At 57.3% G+C, this 16679-nt stretch carries 13 protein-coding genes and 4 tRNA genes; 9 read left to right on the top strand and 8 right to left on the bottom strand.

Annotation, left to right across the window (positions count from 1 at the left end):
* Positions 1 to 42 precede the first annotated feature (42 nt).
* Complete coding sequence (gene sbcB, locus ACSVHP_RS10060) at positions 43 to 1479, bottom strand: exodeoxyribonuclease I (protein WP_447551913.1); 1437 nt, start codon at positions 1477 to 1479, stop codon at positions 43 to 45.
* A gap of 192 nt (positions 1480 to 1671) precedes the next feature.
* Here sbcB and dacD point away from each other — a divergent pair, with 192 nt between their 5' ends.
* From dacD to ACSVHP_RS10040, 4 genes are all read left to right on the top strand, one after another.
* Complete coding sequence (gene dacD / locus ACSVHP_RS10055; RefSeq protein ID WP_447551810.1) at positions 1672 to 2844, top strand: serine-type D-Ala-D-Ala carboxypeptidase DacD; 1173 nt, start codon at positions 1672 to 1674, stop codon at positions 2842 to 2844.
* A 131-nt stretch (positions 2845 to 2975) separates the two neighbouring features.
* A complete protein-coding gene (sbmC, locus tag ACSVHP_RS10050; protein WP_447551809.1) occupies positions 2976 to 3449 on the top strand; it encodes a DNA gyrase inhibitor SbmC in 474 nt (157 codons plus the stop codon).
* 92 nt (positions 3450 to 3541) lie between these two features.
* Positions 3542 to 4600, top strand: a complete 1059-nt coding sequence (locus ACSVHP_RS10045) for an FUSC family protein (protein WP_234675492.1) — start codon at positions 3542 to 3544, stop codon at positions 4598 to 4600.
* Positions 4601 to 4768: 168 nt separating this feature from the next.
* On the top strand, positions 4769 to 5104 hold the full coding sequence (locus ACSVHP_RS10040; protein WP_234675493.1) for a DUF496 family protein: 336 nt from the start codon (positions 4769 to 4771) through the stop codon (positions 5102 to 5104).
* Positions 5105 to 5272: 168 nt separating this feature from the next.
* Here ACSVHP_RS10040 and ACSVHP_RS10035 read toward each other — a convergent pair.
* A tRNA-Asn gene (locus ACSVHP_RS10035) sits at positions 5273 to 5348 on the bottom strand.
* Positions 5349 to 5574: 226 nt separating this feature from the next.
* Here ACSVHP_RS10035 and emmdR point away from each other — a divergent pair.
* Both emmdR and ACSVHP_RS10025 read left to right on the top strand, forming a co-directional pair.
* On the top strand, positions 5575 to 6990 hold the full coding sequence (gene emmdR / locus ACSVHP_RS10030) for a multidrug efflux MATE transporter EmmdR (protein WP_447551808.1): 1416 nt from the start codon (positions 5575 to 5577) through the stop codon (positions 6988 to 6990).
* A gap of 107 nt (positions 6991 to 7097) precedes the next feature.
* Positions 7098 to 7173, top strand: a tRNA-Asn gene (locus ACSVHP_RS10025).
* Between the two features lie 99 nt (positions 7174 to 7272).
* On the opposite strand, the gene ACSVHP_RS10020 is transcribed toward ACSVHP_RS10025, so the two are convergent.
* The 3 genes from ACSVHP_RS10020 to shiA all read right to left on the bottom strand — a co-directional run bounded on the left by ACSVHP_RS10020 (position 7273) and on the right by shiA (position 11917).
* Entirely contained in the window at positions 7273 to 9042 is a 1770-nt protein-coding gene (locus tag ACSVHP_RS10020) for an aminopeptidase P family protein (RefSeq protein ID WP_447551807.1), read from the bottom strand.
* Between the two features lie 18 nt (positions 9043 to 9060).
* Positions 9061 to 10515 carry an AMP nucleosidase gene (locus ACSVHP_RS10015; RefSeq protein ID WP_234675496.1) on the bottom strand — a complete coding sequence of 485 codons (1455 nt, stop codon included), beginning with the start codon at positions 10513 to 10515 and terminating at the stop codon, positions 9061 to 9063.
* Positions 10516 to 10600: 85 nt separating this feature from the next.
* Positions 10601 to 11917, bottom strand: coding sequence for a shikimate transporter (gene shiA / locus ACSVHP_RS10010; RefSeq protein WP_234675497.1), 1317 nt, complete (start codon positions 11915 to 11917; stop codon positions 10601 to 10603).
* A 229-nt stretch (positions 11918 to 12146) separates the two neighbouring features.
* Here shiA and ldtA point away from each other — a divergent pair, with 229 nt between their 5' ends.
* Positions 12147 to 13049 carry a L,D-transpeptidase gene (ldtA, locus tag ACSVHP_RS10005; protein WP_447551912.1) on the top strand — a complete coding sequence of 301 codons (903 nt, stop codon included), beginning with the start codon at positions 12147 to 12149 and terminating at the stop codon, positions 13047 to 13049.
* A gap of 83 nt (positions 13050 to 13132) precedes the next feature.
* Here ldtA and ACSVHP_RS10000 read toward each other — a convergent pair.
* Positions 13133 to 13208 (bottom strand) — tRNA-Asn (locus tag ACSVHP_RS10000).
* 321 nt (positions 13209 to 13529) lie between these two features.
* Between ACSVHP_RS10000 and nac the strand changes: the two genes are divergently transcribed.
* Together nac and cbl are read left to right on the top strand one after the other, a co-directional pair.
* Positions 13530 to 14447, top strand: coding sequence for a nitrogen assimilation transcriptional regulator NAC (gene nac, locus ACSVHP_RS09995; protein WP_234675498.1), 918 nt, complete (start codon positions 13530 to 13532; stop codon positions 14445 to 14447).
* A gap of 96 nt (positions 14448 to 14543) precedes the next feature.
* The gene (cbl, locus tag ACSVHP_RS09990) at positions 14544 to 15494 is read left to right on the top strand and encodes an HTH-type transcriptional regulator Cbl (RefSeq protein ID WP_234675499.1); all 951 of its coding nucleotides are present in this window, start codon (positions 14544 to 14546) and stop codon (positions 15492 to 15494) included.
* Positions 15495 to 15627: 133 nt separating this feature from the next.
* Here cbl and ACSVHP_RS09985 read toward each other — a convergent pair.
* Both ACSVHP_RS09985 and mtfA read right to left on the bottom strand, forming a co-directional pair.
* Positions 15628 to 15703: transfer RNA gene (locus ACSVHP_RS09985), tRNA-Asn, on the bottom strand.
* Between the two features lie 100 nt (positions 15704 to 15803).
* Positions 15804 to 16601 carry a DgsA anti-repressor MtfA gene (mtfA, locus tag ACSVHP_RS09980; protein ID WP_234675502.1) on the bottom strand — a complete coding sequence of 266 codons (798 nt, stop codon included), beginning with the start codon at positions 16599 to 16601 and terminating at the stop codon, positions 15804 to 15806.
* Between the last annotated feature and the right edge of the window lie 78 nt (positions 16602 to 16679).

Raw genomic sequence — 16679 nt, 5'->3', positions numbered from 1 at the left:
AAAACCGGAGAACATCGCCTCCGGTTTTTTTATGTCTGTAATTCAGACTATCTCTTGCGCGTACTGGAACAACGCTTTCAGCAGCGCCTGCTTTTCGCTATCCCCTTCATACTGGCTGTAGAGCATTTCCAGCTCCTGGGCGTAGCTTTGCAGATATTCCGGGGTAAACACGTTACGACGGTGCTGTAGCCAGCGCTCCTGCTCGGTTTCGTCCAGCGAGCCTGGGAAGTTGCGCGCCCGATAGTTAAAGATCAGCTTTTCGATACGCTTGTCGGCGAAGGTGATATCCAGCGCGGGCAGGTTGCGCGGCTCGGTTTGCAGCACGATGTTCATGGCCGCCCGGTCTGCGTCGCTAAAGAAGCCGTTATACAGCTGCGCATCGACATTTTCCGACGGCACGAACGGTTCCGCTTCGGCAAAAATAGCGACCACTTTTTCACGCACCTGCGGGTTTTCGCGCAGCACTTTCAGATTATCTAGACACTGCTGGCGGTTAATGCCCAGACGGTCGGCATCTTCCGGGCGCAGGGTGTTGGCCTGGGCCAGCACTGGGCATTTATTGATATGCACCAGTTTGACCGGAACGGCAGGCAGGTCGCCCAGCTCGCTTTTTGGCGTGTACAGGCGCTCGCGCAGGGCGTCGCTGTCCAGCTCAAGCAGGGGCGAAATGTCTCCCGCCAGATCCACCATAATCACCGCATTACGATTGTCAGGATGCCACGCCAGAGGCGCGACCCAGCTGGTGTTGCCGCGCCACGCGCCAAACATGCCGGAAATATGCACCAGCGGTTTCATCTGCGGCACGTCGATAAGCGTCGTGAGCTTTTGCTTGCTGCGGTGGCTAAGCAGGTACTCAAACAGGCGCGGCTGCGCGGTTTTGACCAGCTTCGCCATCGCAATGGTGGCGTACACGTCCGCCATCGCATCGTGGGCGTTGCTGTGCTCGATACCGTTGGCGCGGGTGAGGTGCTCAAGCCTGAAGCTGGTTAACCCTTCTTCGTTTTCCGGCCAGCTGATCCCCTCCGGGCGCAGGGCGTAGCAGGCGCGCATAATGTCGAGCAGATCCCAGCGCGAATTGCGGTTCTGCCAGCTCCACGCGTAGGGATCGTAAAAGTTGCGATAGAAGATATTGCGCGTCACTTCATCGTCGAAACGAATGTTGTTGTAGCCCACCACGCAGGTGTTGGGCACGGTAAACAGATCGTGGATACGACGCGCAAACTCCGCCTCGTTAACTCCTTTGTCCCGCGCTTCCTGCGGCGTAATGCCCGTGACCATCACCGCGCCAGGCTGCGGCAGATAATCATCGGCGGGCTTGCAGTAAAACACCTCTGGCTCGCCAATGATGTTGAAATCTTCATCAGTACGGATGGCGGCAAACTGGGCAGGCCTGTCCAGCGCCGGGTGAGTGCCAAAGGTTTCGTAATCGTGGAATAAAAATGTAGGGCGCGCGGCAGAGTCAGACACCAGTAATACCATCCTGTTAAAAAGTGACGTCACTATGGTAAACGATCGTGAGAGGCAGACCGAATAAAATGCGCCGTTAAGGGTGAAATTTGCGAGGCTGCTTCAGGAAGAAACATGCACTTTGTCACATTTTTTTGCAATAAAGCCAGGTAACGACATAAGAACTCCCGTAAAAAGGTCAACGATTTTTAATGACCTGAGGATATGCCCTTGAAACGCCGTCTGTTTATTGCTGTTTCTTTACTCGCTTCGAGTATCACATCTGCCCTGGCTGCCGATCCGCTGGATTTTTCGCCGCAGCCTCCGGCTATCCAGGCCGGTGCCTGGGTACTGATGGATTACACCACGGGTCAAATTTTAACGGCGGGCAACGAACACCAGCAGCGCAACCCGGCCAGCCTGACAAAGTTAATGACGGGCTATGTCGTCGATCGCGCAATTGACAGCCACCGCATCACCCCTGACGACGTGGTTACAGTAGGCCGCGACGCATGGGCGAAGGGCAACCCGGTATTTGATGGATCGTCCCTGATGTTCCTGAAGCAGGGCGATCGCGTTACCGTGCGGGACCTGAGCCGCGGGCTGATTGTCGATTCCGGTAACGACGCCTGCGTGGCGCTGGCCGACCACGTCGCGGGCGGGCAGCCGCAGTTCGTCAAGATGATGAACGACTACGTTCAGAAGCTGAACCTGCGCGACACCCATTTTGAAACGGTACATGGCCTTGATGCTCCGGGACAGCACAGCTCGGCCTACGATCTGGCGGTCCTTTCCCGCGCCATCATTCACGGCGAACCTGATTTTTATCATATGTACAGCGAGAAGAGCCTGACCTGGAACGGCATCACCCAGCAGAACCGCAACGGCTTGCTGTGGGATAAAACCATGAACGTCGACGGGCTGAAAACCGGCCATACCTCCGGGGCGGGCTTTAACCTGATTGCCTCTGCGGTGGACGGGCAGCGTCGTTTGATCGCGGTGATCATGGGGGCAGACAGCCCTAAAGGGCGTGAGGATCAGGCGCGCAAGCTGCTGCACTGGGGTCAGCAGAATTTTGATACGGTGCAAATTCTGCATAACGGTAAAAAGGTCGGCACCGAGCGTATCTGGTACGGCGATAAAGAGCAGATTAAGCTCGGCACGGATCAGGACTTCTGGCTTGCCTTACCGAAGGCCGAGGTCCCTAACATTAAGGCCAAATACGTGCTGGATAAAAAAGAGCTGGAAGCGCCCATCGCCGCCCATCAGCGCGTTGGGGAAATCGAACTCTATGACCGCGACAAAGTGGTTGCCCACTGGCCGCTGGTCACGCTGGAAAGCGTTGATAAAGGTGGCGTTTTCTCGCGCCTGAGCGATTATCTGCATCATAAAATCTAACCGCGCAGGGCACCGCGCTTCGGCAGACTGGCAGGGATGCGAGTCTGCTCGCATAATAAACATTCCGTCATTGCCGTTCCTTAAAATCCTGCTTTATAGTGTATGAATATACAGTAATCACCGGAGGCAGCATGGACTACAGCATTAGTCAGCAACAGAAACGTAAAATCGCGGGCTTTCATCTTGTGGGGCCGTGGGAAAAAACGGTTAAGCAGGGCTTTGAACAGCTGATTATGTGGGTTGACGGGCGCCACATTGAGCCGCTGGAGTGGGTTGCGGTCTATTACGACAACCCGGACGTCGTCCCGGCGGAAAAACTGCGCTGCGATACGGCGGTAACGGTGCCGGATGATTTTGTCATCCCGGAGAACAGCGAAGGGGTGATGTTGACCGAAATCGCCGCCGGGGATTACGCCGTGGCGAAAGCACGGGTCGAAAATCATGATTTCGCTACCCCGTGGTATCAGTTCTTCAACTCTCTCTTGCAGGATAACCACTACCAGTGGGCGCCCAAGCCCTGTTTTGAGCGCTATCTCAACGACGGCAACGCAGACGGATACTGGATTATCGAAATGTATATCGCGGTTGAACATAAAGCCGGTTAATCCTGGTAAAAGCAGGGTTTTTCAGCCGGGAACGATCCACTCGGCTGAAAACGCAGTACAATTGGGGTTTGCCGTGTAGCTGGAGAGCGGGTGTGCGTCCCGACAAATCATTAACGCCGTTTGAAATTCGGTTGTATCAACATTATCGCGTTGTGCATGGCTGTCGCATCGCGCTGGCATTCGTACTGACCTTTGTCCTGGTGCGTTTACTGGATGTCCCGGAGGGGACCTGGCCGCTGATCACCCTGGTGGTCATCATGGGGCCTATCTCCTTTTGGGGAAATGTGGTGCCGCGCGCCTTTGAGCGTATCGGCGGGACCGTTTTAGGTTCGGCGCTCGGGCTGATTGCCCTCAAGCTTGAGCTGATCTCCTTCCCGGTCATGCTGCTGTGGTGCGCCGCAGCGATGTTCCTCTGCGGCTGGCTGGCGCTCGGTAAAAAGCCCTATCAGGCGCTGCTGATTGGTATCACGCTTGCGGTCGTTGTCGGTGCGCCCGCGGGGGAGATGACCACGGCGCTGTGGCGAAGCGGGGATGTGATCCTCGGCTCGCTGCTGGCGATGCTCTTTACGGGGATCTGGCCGCAGCGCGCCTTTCTGCACTGGCGTATTCAGATGGCGAATTACGTCACGGCGTTCAACCGCGTCTATCAGGCCGGATTTTCCCCTAATCTGGTTGAACGACCGCGCCTCGAGAAGCATCTGCAAAAAATTCTCAACGATGTGGTGAAAATGCGCGGGCTTATCACGCCTGCCAGCAAAGAAACCCACATTCAGAAATCCATCTTCGAAGCCATTCAGACCGTCAGCCGCAATCTGGTCTGTATGCTGGAGCTGCAAATCAACGCGCACTGGGCGTCGCGTCCCAGCCATCTGCTGATGCTTAACGCGCATACGCTCAAAGAGACTCAGCAGATGACTCAGCAGACGCTGCTGACCATTGCTCACGCGCTCTATGAAGGGAACCCGCAGCCGATTCTGGCAAACAGCGAGCGGCTTAATGAAATCGTCGCCGAGCTCAAACAGCTAATCAATGAACGGCAGGGCGATAACGTCGCGGAAACGCCGATCCACGGCTATGTATGGCTGAGTATGGAACTGGCCCGCCAGCTGGAGCTGTTGTCGCATCTGATCTGCCGTGCGCTGCGCAAATAAAAAGCAGCTATCGCCATATGTGACGCCTGCTGCTTCGATTCAGCAGCAATTGGGGTTATGATAGCTTTAAACGATATATGCATTGTCATTCGCGACCGCTGTCAGTAAGGTTATTGTCACAACGGTTGCTTTAACGAATCCGAATCTCACATTATCAGGGGTGTAAAAATGGAAACTACCAAGCCTTCGTTCCAGGATGTTCTGGAATTTGTCCGCCTGTTCCGTCGCAAAAACAAGTTGCAGCGTGAAATCCAGGACGTTGAGAAGAAGATCCGTGACAACCAGAAACGTGTTCTTCTGCTCGACAACCTGAGCGACTACATCAAGCCTGGTATGAGCGTTGAAGCTATTCAGGGCATCATTGCCAGCATGAAGACCGACTATGAAGACCGCGTTGACGACTACATCATCAAAAACGCTGAGCTGTCTAAAGAACGTCGCGACATCTCTAAAAAGCTGAAAGTGATGGGCGAAATCAAAAACGCGGAAGTGAAAGGCGAGTAATCGCAACGAATCGCGAATGAGGCTCTCTGGTGACAGGGGGCCTTTTTTATTGCCGGGAGTGCAGGGGGCGAGGGTTTTTCAGGTCGGGTAAGGCGCAGCTGCCACCCGGCAGTCTTACAGAATGCAGAAAAGCAAAAAGCCTGCTTTAAAAGCAGGCTTTTCTAAATGTGGCTCCTCTGACTGGACTCGAACCAGTGACATACGGATTAACAGTCCGCCGTTCTACCGACTGAACTACAGAGGAATCGTTGTGGAGGCTTATCTTAGCGGCGAAAAAACTTTTGTCAAACCTGATCTTAGGGAAAAACGGTTGATTGCTGAAACCGTCATCAGTTTGTTGTAAATCCAAACATATTTTTGTGGAAAATACTTTGCAGGATACGCATTTCTCACTCATCATTTGAAATGGAGTTTCAACTTTCTCGCTAAGGTCCATTTTGAACGTCACTGCCCCCATACGCCAGGCGATCATGCGCACGCCCTGGTATGCAAAACGTAAAAGCTATCGTGTTCTCTTCTGGCGTGAAATCACCCCCCTCGCTGTACCTATTTTTCTGGAGAACACCTGCGTCCTCCTGATGGGCGTATTGAGCACGTTCCTGGTGAGCTGGCTCGGAAAAGAGGCGATGGCCGGGGTAGGGTTGGCGGACAGTTTTAATATGGTCGTCATGTCGTTCTTCGCGGCCATCGACCTAGGGACCACGGTTGTGGTGGCGTTCAGCCTCGGGAAACTCGATCCCAAACGCGCACGCGAGGCGGCCAGACAGTCGCTGATGATCATGACCGTCTTTTCGACGATCCTCGCGGCGGTCATTCACTACTTCGGTAAAGAGATTATCGACGTGGTGGCGGGGGAAGCCACCCAGGAGGTCAAAGACCTGGCGCTGACCTATCTGGAGATGACGGTGCTGAGCTACCCGGCGGCGGCAATTGCCTTAATCGGCAGCGGCGCGCTGCGCGGAGCAGGGAACACCAAAATCCCGCTGCTGATCAACGGCGGCATGAACATTCTCAACATTATCATCAGCAGCGTCCTGATTTACGGCGTCTTCTCCTGGGACGGCCTCGGCTTTGTCGGTGCGGGGCTGGGCCTGACTATCTCCCGCTATATCGGGGCGGCGGCGATTGTCGGCGTGCTGGTGGCCGGCATTACGCCATCGCTTCGCCTGTCGCTGAAAAGCTTTTTCCGCCCGTTCAATTTCGCCATTATCTGGGAAGTGATGGGGATTGGGATCCCGGCCAGCATCGAATCGGTGCTGTTTAACGGCGGTAAGCTGCTGACGCAGATGTTTGTGGCGGGAATGGGCACCGACGTGATCGCCGGTAACTTTATCGCCTTCTCGATCGCGTCGCTGATAAACCTGCCCGGTAACGCCCTCGGCTCTGCGTCGACGATTATCACCGGCAAGCGGCTGGGCAAAGGGCAGATAGCCCAGGCCGAGCGCCAGCTGCGGCACGTCTTCTGGCTGTCGACCATCGGCCTGACGGCGATTGCTTGGGGCACTGCGCCGTTCGCCGGGCTGATGGCGTCGTTTTACACCCACGAAGACGATGTAAAAGAGGTAGTTAAAATTCTCATCTGGCTTAACGCGGCCTTTATGCCGATCTGGGCAGCCTCATGGGTGCTGCCCGCCGGACTGAAAGGGGCGAGGGATGCGCGCTTTGCCATGTGGGTGTCGATGCTCGGCATGTGGGGTTGTCGCGTCGTGGCGGGCTATACGCTCGGTATCATGCTCGGGATGGGCGTCGTGGGCGTCTGGCTGGGGATGTTCCTCGACTGGGCCGTGCGCGGCGCGCTGTTCTACTGGCGAATGGTAAGCGGACGCTGGCTGTGGAAATATCCGCGTAAAAAGGTCGAGGTTGCGCAGGTGGAAGCCACGGAGTGAGCGCCAAATGTGCGAAATGGAGAATAAATCGGCAAACGATCGGAAATCTGCAATCTGCCTTTGACAACCTCGGGGAGCATCGATAATATGCGCCCCGTTCACACGATTCCTCTGTAGTTCAGTCGGTAGAACGGCGGACTGTTAATCCGTATGTCACTGGTTCGAGTCCAGTCAGAGGAGCCAAATTTGAAAAGCCTGCTTTTATAGCAGGCTTTTTGCTTTTTGACGTTCGGGAAATTGCCGGGTGGCGGTATCGCCTTACCCGGCCTGGAAGGGCTGCCGCTAGCGGTTTACCCGAATCGGCGCCGTCGCTTCGAACAGCCACGGGCGCGCGTCGCTGTCCACCAGCGGCGACAGGGCGTCGCGCACCTGCTGGTGATACTCATCAATCCACTGTTTTTCCTGCTCGGTAAGCAGGTTCAGCTCCACCTGACCTAAATCAATCGGGATCAGCGTCAGGGAGGCGAACCTGCAAAAGCCCGGGCGGCTCTCCACAATTTCCACCTGATTTTCAATACGAATGCCGTGGCTGTCCGCCAGGTAATACCCCGGTTCGATGGTCATGATATTCCCGGCCTCCAGCGGCCACGGGTTGACCTTCTTCGCGATGCGATGCGGGTTCTCGTGGATCAACAGCTGATGCCCCACGCCGTGGCCCGTCCCGTGATCGTAATCCAGCCCCATTTCCCACAGCGGACGGCGCGCAAACGCATCCAGCTGGTGCCCCTGCGTGCCGGACGGGAATTGCAGCGTCATCAGCGCCAGAAAACCTTTCAATACGGCGGTGTAATGCACGCGCTGCTGCGGCTCCACTTTGCCCCAGGCGAGGGTGCGGGTGGCGTCGGTGGTGCCGTTCTGGTACTGGCCGCCCGAATCGTTCAGATAAAAATGGTCGTGAACGAGCGGCTTGTTGCTGGCCTCGCTGGAGTGGTAATGGCACATCGCCGCATTGCTCGAAGAGGCGGAGATGGTGGCAAAACTCTGCTCGATAAAGCCCGGCTGGCGCTTGCGGAACGCCAGCTGCTGCGCCTGAACCTCAAGCTCGGTCAGCGGATTGCCCGCCTCTGCACGCAGCGGAACCTCGCGGGACAGCCACGCGAGGAAGTTCACCCACGCGGCGCCGTCCTGATGATGACACTCACGGTAGCCCGCCAGCTCCGTCGGATTCTTACGGGCCTTTATGAGCGTGATCGGGTCGGTCTGCCAGATAATTTCTCCGGCTGGCTCGATGGCAAAGCGCAGCGCCACCGGCGCGGAATCCGCATCCACCATGACCCGCTTCCCGGAAAGCTGCTGGCAGCGTTCGATAAAGGCATCCTGCGGCGAAATCGTAATCCCTTCACGCACGGCGTCAGGCAGCGCGCCGAGCTTGTTGTCGTTCACAAACCACTCGACCTGGCCGTCGCGGCCAAGCAGGGCAAACGAGAGCGGAACCGGGCTGAAGGGAATATCCGCACCGCGCACGTTCAGCAGCCAGGCGATATTGTCCGGCAGCGTAATGGCCAGATAGTCCGCCCCTTTCTCTGCCAGCAGCGTTGCCACGCGCTGGCGCTTATCGGCGCTGCTTTCGCCGCTGATGTCATCGGGCATCGCGCGGATCTGCCCGGCAGGTGCCGCCGGGCGGTCAGACCACAGGGTATCGAACGGCGAGGCGTTTAGCGCCACCAGCTCGCAAGGAGTTGCGGAAAGCTGGACGTATTCGCTGTTGGTCATCAGCAGTGACTCAAAGGCAATGCGCGTGCCTTCTGCGACGTTCTGCGCCAGCCACTCGTTAAGCGGTTCATTGTGCAGATGGTGAATCTCCACCTCGTCCATATTGACCTGAACCCGTGCCTGCACCTGATAGCGTCCGTCCACGAACAGCAATGCTCTGTCCTTCAGCACCAGCGCAAGCCCGGCGGAGCCGTCAAAGCCGGTCAGCCAGGCCAGTTTTTCGTCGTACGGGGCGCAGTACTCGCTCTGCCAGGCGTCCGCGCGGGGAACGATCATCCCGTCGAGGTTGTTTTCCTGTAGCCACTGGCGCAGCGCCGTAAGGGGTGATGTGGTGTGCATGGTTTTTCCTTATTTTTATTAGCGGAACGGCGGTTCGTTGAAGGTACGCAGCTTGCGCGAATGCAGCTTATCGCCCTCTGCGCGGAGCAAATCAATCGCGCGGATACCAATTTGCAGGTGCTCGGAAATGGCCCCTTCATAGAAGCGGTTCGCCTGGCCCGGCAGCTTGATCTCCCCGTGCAGCGGTTTATCCGACACGCACAGCAGGGTGCCGTAAGGAACGCGGAAGCGATAACCCTGCGCGGCAATGGTGGCGCTTTCCATATCAATCGCCACCGCGCGGCTCAGGTTGAAGCGCAGCGCAGACGCGGAGTAGCGCAGCTCCCAGTTGCGGTCATCGGTGGTCACCACGGTACCGGTGCGCAGACGCTGTTTGACCTCTTCACCCGGCATTCCGCTCACCTCTTTGGTGGCGTCATACAGCGCGCGCTGCACTTCGGCAATGCTCGGGATCGGGATGTCCGGCGGGAGGACGGCATCCAGGACGTGATCGTCACGCAGATAGGCGTGGGCCAGCACGTAGTCGCCAATCAGCTGGCTTTCGCGCAGGCCGCCGCAGTGGCCTATCATCAGCCAGACGTCCGGGCGCAGCACCGCCAGGTGGTCGCAGATGGTTTTCGCATTCGACGGACCAACGCCGATGTTGATCAGCGTGATCCCCTGACCGTCGGCGGTGACCAGGTGCCAGGCGGGCATCTGGTGCTTCTTCCACGCCAGATCGGAAATCGCCTGCTCGGGCGCTTCGGTTTCAGCGGTGATCCAAATTCCCCCGGCGCAGGAGAGCGCAATGTAGGGGCTGTCGGGATCGAGGATCTGGCTGCATCCCCAGCGCACGAACTCATCGACGTAGCGGGTGTAGTTAGTAAATAGCACGAAGGGCTGGAAATGCTCCGCCGGCGTGCCGGTGTAGTGGCGCAAACGGGCCAGCGAGAAATCGACGCGGCGGGCGTCAAAGTGCGACAGCGGGGAGAACTCCGCCGGATGGTAAATCCCGTCCGCGGTTTCATCGCCAATCTGCGACAGCTCGGTGGTCGGGAAGTGGCGGGTCAGACCGGCGCTCATCGAGCGGTCAAGCGTCAGCTCCGAGCCGTCGATCACGTAGGGGTAGGGGATCTCATGCATTGAGGGTTCAACGCTGATGTGCGCGCCGTAGTCCTGATACAGCAGCGTTAACTGCTCTTCGAGATAAGGGCGAAACAGCGTCGGACGGGTAATGGTGGTGCTGTAACAGCCGGAGTGGGTGAAGCGCGCGTAGGCGCGGGTTTTTGGCGTGTTGGTAGCGCTTCCGTCCCAGGTCACGGAGAGTGACGGATAAACAAAAAGGCCGCTGCTTCTGGCCTTGTCGTCGGGAAGTTTTCCGGTGTCGATGTACTCGCTGATGGCAGTGCGCAGCGCGTTCACGGACTGGTCGTACAACGCATCGAGTTTTTCCAGTGCCTGAGCTGGGGTCAGGCTGGAGCCCCTGGTATTCATCTCTGTCTCCTTGTTCCACAGGTGTGCGGCTTTACCCGATAGTATGTCACACGCCTGTGAAACAAAAGTGAGAACAGGAACAAGGCTAGCGGTGCTGAGGCTCTTTCATCCACAGCGCCGTGGCCGCCGAGAGCAGGCAACCCGCCAGCAGATAGATCGCCACGCTGTGCCAGTTTCCGCCGGAGAAGGTCACCAGCGCGGCGGCGATAAACGGCGTGAATCCGCCGCCGACCACGCTGGCCACCTGATACCCCACGCCCGCGCCGCTGTAGCGGTAGCTTGCCCCAAACAGCTCGGTGAACATCGGCTGCTGTACACAGACCACCATGTCGTGGGCGATATTCGCGAGCATGATGGCGAAAAAGACGATCCAGAATATCGACTGGGCCTCCAGCGCCATAAAGAACGGCCAGGCGCTGAGGGTGCCAATCAGCGCCCCGGTGATATAGACGCGCCGACGACCAAAGCGGTCCGCAAGCCAGGCGAAGCAGGGGATGGTCAGGCAACTGATGCCCCCGACCAGCAGGCCGATATTCAGGAACAGCTCGCGCGGCAAGCCCAGGTTCTGCGTGGAATAGTTCAGGGCGAAGGCGGTGACGATGTACATCGTAAGCAGTTCGCACAGGCGCAGGGCGATAATTTTCAGAAAAGCGCCAGGGTGCTGCGTCAGGGCTTCCATCACCGGCAGCCGTTTTTTGACAACCGGCTGTTCCTGCTGCTGCTTTTCAAATTCGGCGGACTCTTCCATCCCATTGCGGATCCACAGCGCGGCGATCACCAGCACAATGCTGAAGATAAAGGGAATGCGCCAGCCCCAGCTCAGGAACTGCGCGTCGGTGGTGAGCTGGCTTATCAGCGATACCAGCCCGGTAGAGAGCAGCAGGCCCACGCCGTAGCCCACCTGCACGCCGCTGCTGTAGAACGCGCGTCTGTGCTTTGGCGCGCTCTCCACGGACAACAGCGCCGCGCCGCCCCATTCACCGCCGACGGCGAATCCCTGAATGGCGCGCAGGGTGACGAGTAGTACCGGTGCCCACCAGCCGATGGTGGCAAACGACGGCAAGATCCCGATTAGCGCAGTGGCGATCCCCATCATCCAGACGGTGAGCATCAGCATGCGTTTTCGCCCGAGGCGGTCGCCGAAGTGGCCGAAGATAATCCCACCCAGCGGGCGGAACAGGAACCCGACGCCGAAGGTGGCAAAGGCGGCAAGGGTGCCCATCGCCGGGCTTATCTGCGGGAAAAATTCCCGGTTAAACACCAGCGCGGCGGTAATGCCGTAAAGCAGAAAATCATACCAGTCGACGACGGCACCGGCGAAGCTGCCCAGGGCGGCGCGGCGGGCGCGATTGAGCGAAGGTGTCTCCTCGTCAGAGCGTGGGGAGGTGAGGGTGGAGTCCATAGTTGTCCTGTCAGTACTGTTTTTTTTAATTATTGGTATAAGAAAAGGCTACTCACACTGCGTCCGTCATCATGCGGACGTATGAGACTACCGCGACAGGGGGCGTGAGGAAACTGATTTTATTTCCTGATGACGGGCAATATTCGGCGGCGCTGTGGCGCTTTCTCCCGGTACGCAGGGCAAAAAAGGCTATGCTTATCCGATACGTGGAGCAGCAGGGGAAGGGATGATGCATCGTTTACGTTTATCTGTTTGTTTAACTGCCTTATTGGTGAGCCGTAGCGTGCTGGCCCTCAGCTATCCATTGCCCCCGGAGGGCAGCCGGCTGGTGGGCAGCACGCAGGTTGTTACGGTTCCGCAGGGGAATACCCTGCCGCTTGAGGCCTTCGCCGCCCGGCACGGCATTGGGCTGAGCAATATGCTGGAGGCCAATCCGGGCGTCGATCCGTTTCTGCCGAAGCCCGGCACAGAACTGACTATTCCCCAGCAGCTGATCCTGCCGGAAACGGTGCGCGAGGGGATTGTGGTGAACGTGGCGGAAATGCGCCTCTATTACTACCCCAAAGCGGGTAATACCGTTGAGGTCTTCCCGATTGGCATTGGGCAGGCCGGGCGAGAAACGCCGCGCAACTGGGTCACGCACGTTGAGCGCAAAAAGGCAGGGCCGACCTGGTCGCCGACGCCGAACACGCGTAAAGCCTATGCCGAAGAGGGCAAAACACTGCCAGCCTTTGTTCCGGCGGGCCCTGATAACCCGATGGGGCTGTATGCGATCTATATCGGCAGGCTGTACGCCATTCACGGTACGAACTCGAATTTTGGGATTGGGCTGCGCGTGAGTCAGGGCTGTATCCGTCTTCGCAATAACGACATCAGATACCTGTTTGATAACATCCCGGTCGGCACGCGCGTGCAGATTATCGATCGCCCGGTTAAAACCACGACCGAGCCCGACGGCAGCCGCTGGCTGGAAGTGCATGAGCCGCTGTCGCGTAATCGTCTGGAATTCGAGTCAACAAAGAAAGTGCCGCTGCCGATTGCGCCTGACGTTCGGGCGAAGCTCGTCAGTGAGGGAGGTGAGGCCGCGCTTGAGCGCCGGTCCGGGATGCCGATCAGGATTGGCAATCTGTAGGCCCGGTAAGCGCAGCGCCACCGGGCGATTTTACCCGGCTCAGAAAAGCAAAAAGCCAGCTATAAAAGCAGGCTTTTCAAATTTGGCTCCTCTGACTGGACTCGAACCAGTGACATACGGATTAACAGTCCGCCGTTCTACCGACTGAACTACAGAGGAATCGTGTGAACGGGGCGCATATTATCGACGTCAGTTACGCTTGTCAAAGGGTGGATCGCAACCTTTTGATCGTTTGCTGACAAAATCAGCAAAATGGCGTTTTTGACAACGGATTGCACTTAAATGGTGCGCGAATACCCCTTATGGGGCAGATCATAAACCGCTGTTTCGATAATAAAACCCGGGCTGGCGATTAGATTTCCTTATTTTCAGGCGGTTAGGGAACATATCAGACCTCTTAAAAAAACTGGCATTCATATTGCAAAAACCTCTTCAACAATTAGAGCCAGTACTGGCACTGCATTTCGAACAGGGGGCAAAATGAACTTAAGACGACTGAAATACTTCGTGAAAATTGTCGATATCGGCAGCCTGACCCAGGCCGCAGAAGTGTTGCATATCGCGCAGCCTGCGCTGAGTCAGCAGGTGGCCACTCTGGAAGGTGAAATGGATCAGCAGCTGTTGATCCGCACGAAGCGTGGCGTAACGCCAACCGAAGCGGGCAAAATTCTCTACACCCACGCCCGCACCATTCTTCGTCAGTGCGAACAGGCGCAGCTGGCGGTCAATAACGTGGGGCAGACCCTGAGCGGGCATGTCTCTATTGGTCTGGCACCGGGAACGGCGGCCTCTTCCATTACCATGCCGCTGTTGCAGGCCGTGCGCGCCGAACTGCCGGACGTGCTGGTCTATCTGCATGAGAACAGCGGCTCGGTGCTCAACGAAAAACTGCTGGGCGGCCAGCTGGACATGGCGGTGCTGTACGATCGCTCTCCGGTGGCGGGGATCACCAGCCAGCCGCTGCTGAAAGAAGATCTCTATCTCGTCGGCACCCGTGATTGCCCGGGTCAGAGCATCGACCTGACCGCCGTCGCAGAGATGAATCTCTTCCTTCCGCGCGACTACAGCGCGGTGCGGGTGCGCGTTGACGAGGCGTTCTCACTGCGTCGCCTGACGGCAAAAATTATCGGCGAAATCGACTCCATCTCCACCCTGACGGCAGCGATTGCCAGCGGGATGGGTGTGACCGTACTGCCAGAGTCCGCCGCGCGTTCGCTGTGCAGCGCGGCTAACGGCTGGATGGCGCGCATCACCACGCCGTCCATGAGCCTGCCGCTGTCGTTGAACATGTCGGCACGCGGCTCCCTGACGCCACAGGCGCAGGCGGTGAAAGAGATCTTAATGTCTCTGGTCAGCAAGCCATCGCTGGAAAATCGTGAACTCCAGCTCGTGAGCTGATATTCCATAAAAGCATAAGATGCTGGTTTTTATTATTTGTTCTCCAGGTCTGACGACTCTAACAATAGAGCCATGTCAGATGCGCCGGAGTGAATCGTGAATTTCCAGCAACTTAAAATTATCCGCGAGGCGGCACGGCGGGACTTTAATCTCACCGAAGTCGCCAACATGCTTTATACCTCCCAGTCGGGCGTCAGCCGCCACATCCGCGAGCTGGAAGAAGAGCTTGGGATTGAGATCTTCATACGTCGCGGCAAGCGTCTGCTCGGCATGACGGAGCCAGGCAAAGCGCTGCTGATCATCGCTGAGCGCATTCTCAACGAGGCCAGCAACGTTCGCCGCCTGGCGGATCTCTTCACCAACGACGCGTCCGGCGTGTTAACCATCGCCACCACCCACACCCAGGCGCGCTACAGCCTGCCGCCGGTCATCAAGGCATTCCGTGAACTGTTTCCTGAGGTGCGTCTTGAGCTGATTCAGGGAACGCCGCAGGAGATCGATCAGCTGCTGCAAAACGGCGGGGCGGATATTGGCATTGCCAGCGAGCGACTGAGCAACGATCCGCTGCTGGTGGCCTTCCCGTGGTTCCGCTGGCATCACAGCCTGCTGCTACCCGCCGATCATCCGCTTAATCAGGTTTCACCGCTGACCCTCGAAGAGATCGGCAAATGGCCGCTGATCACCTACCGTCAGGGCATCACCGGGCGTTCGCGTATCGATGAAGCCTTTAACCGCAAAGGATTAACCCCCGATATCGTGCTGAGCGCGCAGGACTCCGACGTGATTAAAACCTACGTCGAGCTGGGTTTAGGCATTGGGCTGGTGGCAGAGCAGTCGAGCGGCGAGCGCGAAACCGGGGATCTGGTGCGTCTGGATACCCGCCACCTGTTTGACGCCAATACCGTCTGGCTCGGCCTGAAGCGCGGCCAGCTCCAGCGCAACTATGTGTGGCGGTTTATTGAGCTGTGCAACGCGGGGCTGTCGGTTGATGAAATCAAGCGTCAGGTGATGGAGCCGGAAGAAGTGGCGATTGATTATCAGATTTAACCCTTTGCCCGGTGGCGCTTCGCTTACCGGGCCTACAGGAGTCGTAGGCTGGGTAAGGCGTAGCCGCCACCCGGCATCTCTTTCTGAACCCGGAAAAGCAAAAAGCCTGCTATAAAAGCAGGCTTTTCAAATTTGGCTCCTCTGACTGGACTCGAACCAGTGACATACGGATTAACAGTCCGCCGTTCTACCGACTGAACTACAGAGGAATCGTGTGAACGAGGCGCATGTTAATGGCCTCGCTAATTTGTGTCAACACTAAATTTAACGTGCTGATTCAAATGATTAATTAAGCTCCAGTGTGCTGATTTAGTGTACTTGAACGGTCGAATTGCCGCCATGCTCGCTATTTTTACGTAAACGCTGGAGCGGATCCTGCTGGTAGAAATGGCAAAAACGCTGCCACAGCGCCGGGAAGCGCGGGGCGAAAAGTTCTGGCGCGCTGAAGAAGTATTCTGACAGCACGGCGAAACATTCCGCGGGATCGGTAGCGGCGTAGGCGTCGATGCTGGCGGCGCTTTCGCCCACCAGATCGATTTCATCCTGGATGTTATCCATTGCCGCGTGCAGATCGTGCTCCCAGCCCGCGACTTCGCGCAGGGGGATAAACGGCACGCCGCTTGCCCGGTCGCCGTTGCGGGTGTCGAGCTTATGCGCCACTTCATGAATAATCAGGTTGAAACCGGACGCATCGAACGAGTCCTGAATATCCAGCCAGTTGAGGATAATCGGGCCCTGCTGCCAGCTTTGTCCCGACTGAACCATGCGCTGGTTATGAACAAGGCCGATATCATCCTCCCACTCGTCGTCAACCACGAACGGTGCCGGGTAAATCAGCACTTCGTGGAAGCCATCGAGCCACTCGATGCCGAGTTCCAGTACGGGCAAACAGAAGAGCAGGGCGATACGGGTGCTTTTGAGCGCGTCCAGCTCAAATCCCTGAAGCGGCACCAGGCGCTTTTGCTGTAAGAAACGATCGGCAAGCTGAACCAGCTTAGACTGGTCTTCAGGCGGGAGATTAGCCAGCACGGGAATTGCAATCGCCTCATCCCAGGGCAGGGCCGTATTACGACCTGCGTCATTCGATTTCCAGGGCCACTTAATCATCGTTTAGCTCGTAAACTCGATACCAGAACAAAATTGAAAGGTCAGGGTCAATCAGGACGTTGCGCTTAGCAGCCGGTC

This window comes from Enterobacter sp. 186315 (genome assembly GCF_053290175.1).
Note: the sequence above shows the minus strand (reverse complement) of the source record. Positions and strands in the feature narration are given on the sequence as shown.

Excerpts from the sequence above, each read along its gene's own strand:
- ACSVHP_RS10020 (WP_447551807.1), bottom strand. The coding sequence starts at position 9,042 with ATGCACACCACATCACCCCTTACGGCGCTGCGCCAGTGGCTACAGGAA.
- sbmC (WP_447551809.1), top strand. The coding sequence starts at position 2,976 with ATGGACTACAGCATTAGTCAGCAACAGAAACGTAAAATCGCGGGCTTT.
- ACSVHP_RS10015 (WP_234675496.1), bottom strand. The coding sequence starts at position 10,515 with ATGAATACCAGGGGCTCCAGCCTGACCCCAGCTCAGGCACTGGAAAAA.
- emmdR (WP_447551808.1), top strand. The coding sequence starts at position 5,575 with ATGCGCACGCCCTGGTATGCAAAACGTAAAAGCTATCGTGTTCTCTTC.
- ldtA (WP_447551912.1), top strand. The coding sequence starts at position 12,147 with ATGCATCGTTTACGTTTATCTGTTTGTTTAACTGCCTTATTGGTGAGC.
- mtfA (WP_234675502.1), bottom strand. The coding sequence starts at position 16,601 with ATGATTAAGTGGCCCTGGAAATCGAATGACGCAGGTCGTAATACGGCC.
- dacD (WP_447551810.1), top strand. The coding sequence starts at position 1,672 with ATGCCCTTGAAACGCCGTCTGTTTATTGCTGTTTCTTTACTCGCTTCG.
- shiA (WP_234675497.1), bottom strand. The coding sequence starts at position 11,917 with ATGGACTCCACCCTCACCTCCCCACGCTCTGACGAGGAGACACCTTCG.
- sbcB (WP_447551913.1), bottom strand. The coding sequence starts at position 1,479 with ATGGTATTACTGGTGTCTGACTCTGCCGCGCGCCCTACATTTTTATTC.
- ACSVHP_RS10040 (WP_234675493.1), top strand. The coding sequence starts at position 4,769 with ATGGAAACTACCAAGCCTTCGTTCCAGGATGTTCTGGAATTTGTCCGC.
- nac (WP_234675498.1), top strand. The coding sequence starts at position 13,530 with ATGAACTTAAGACGACTGAAATACTTCGTGAAAATTGTCGATATCGGC.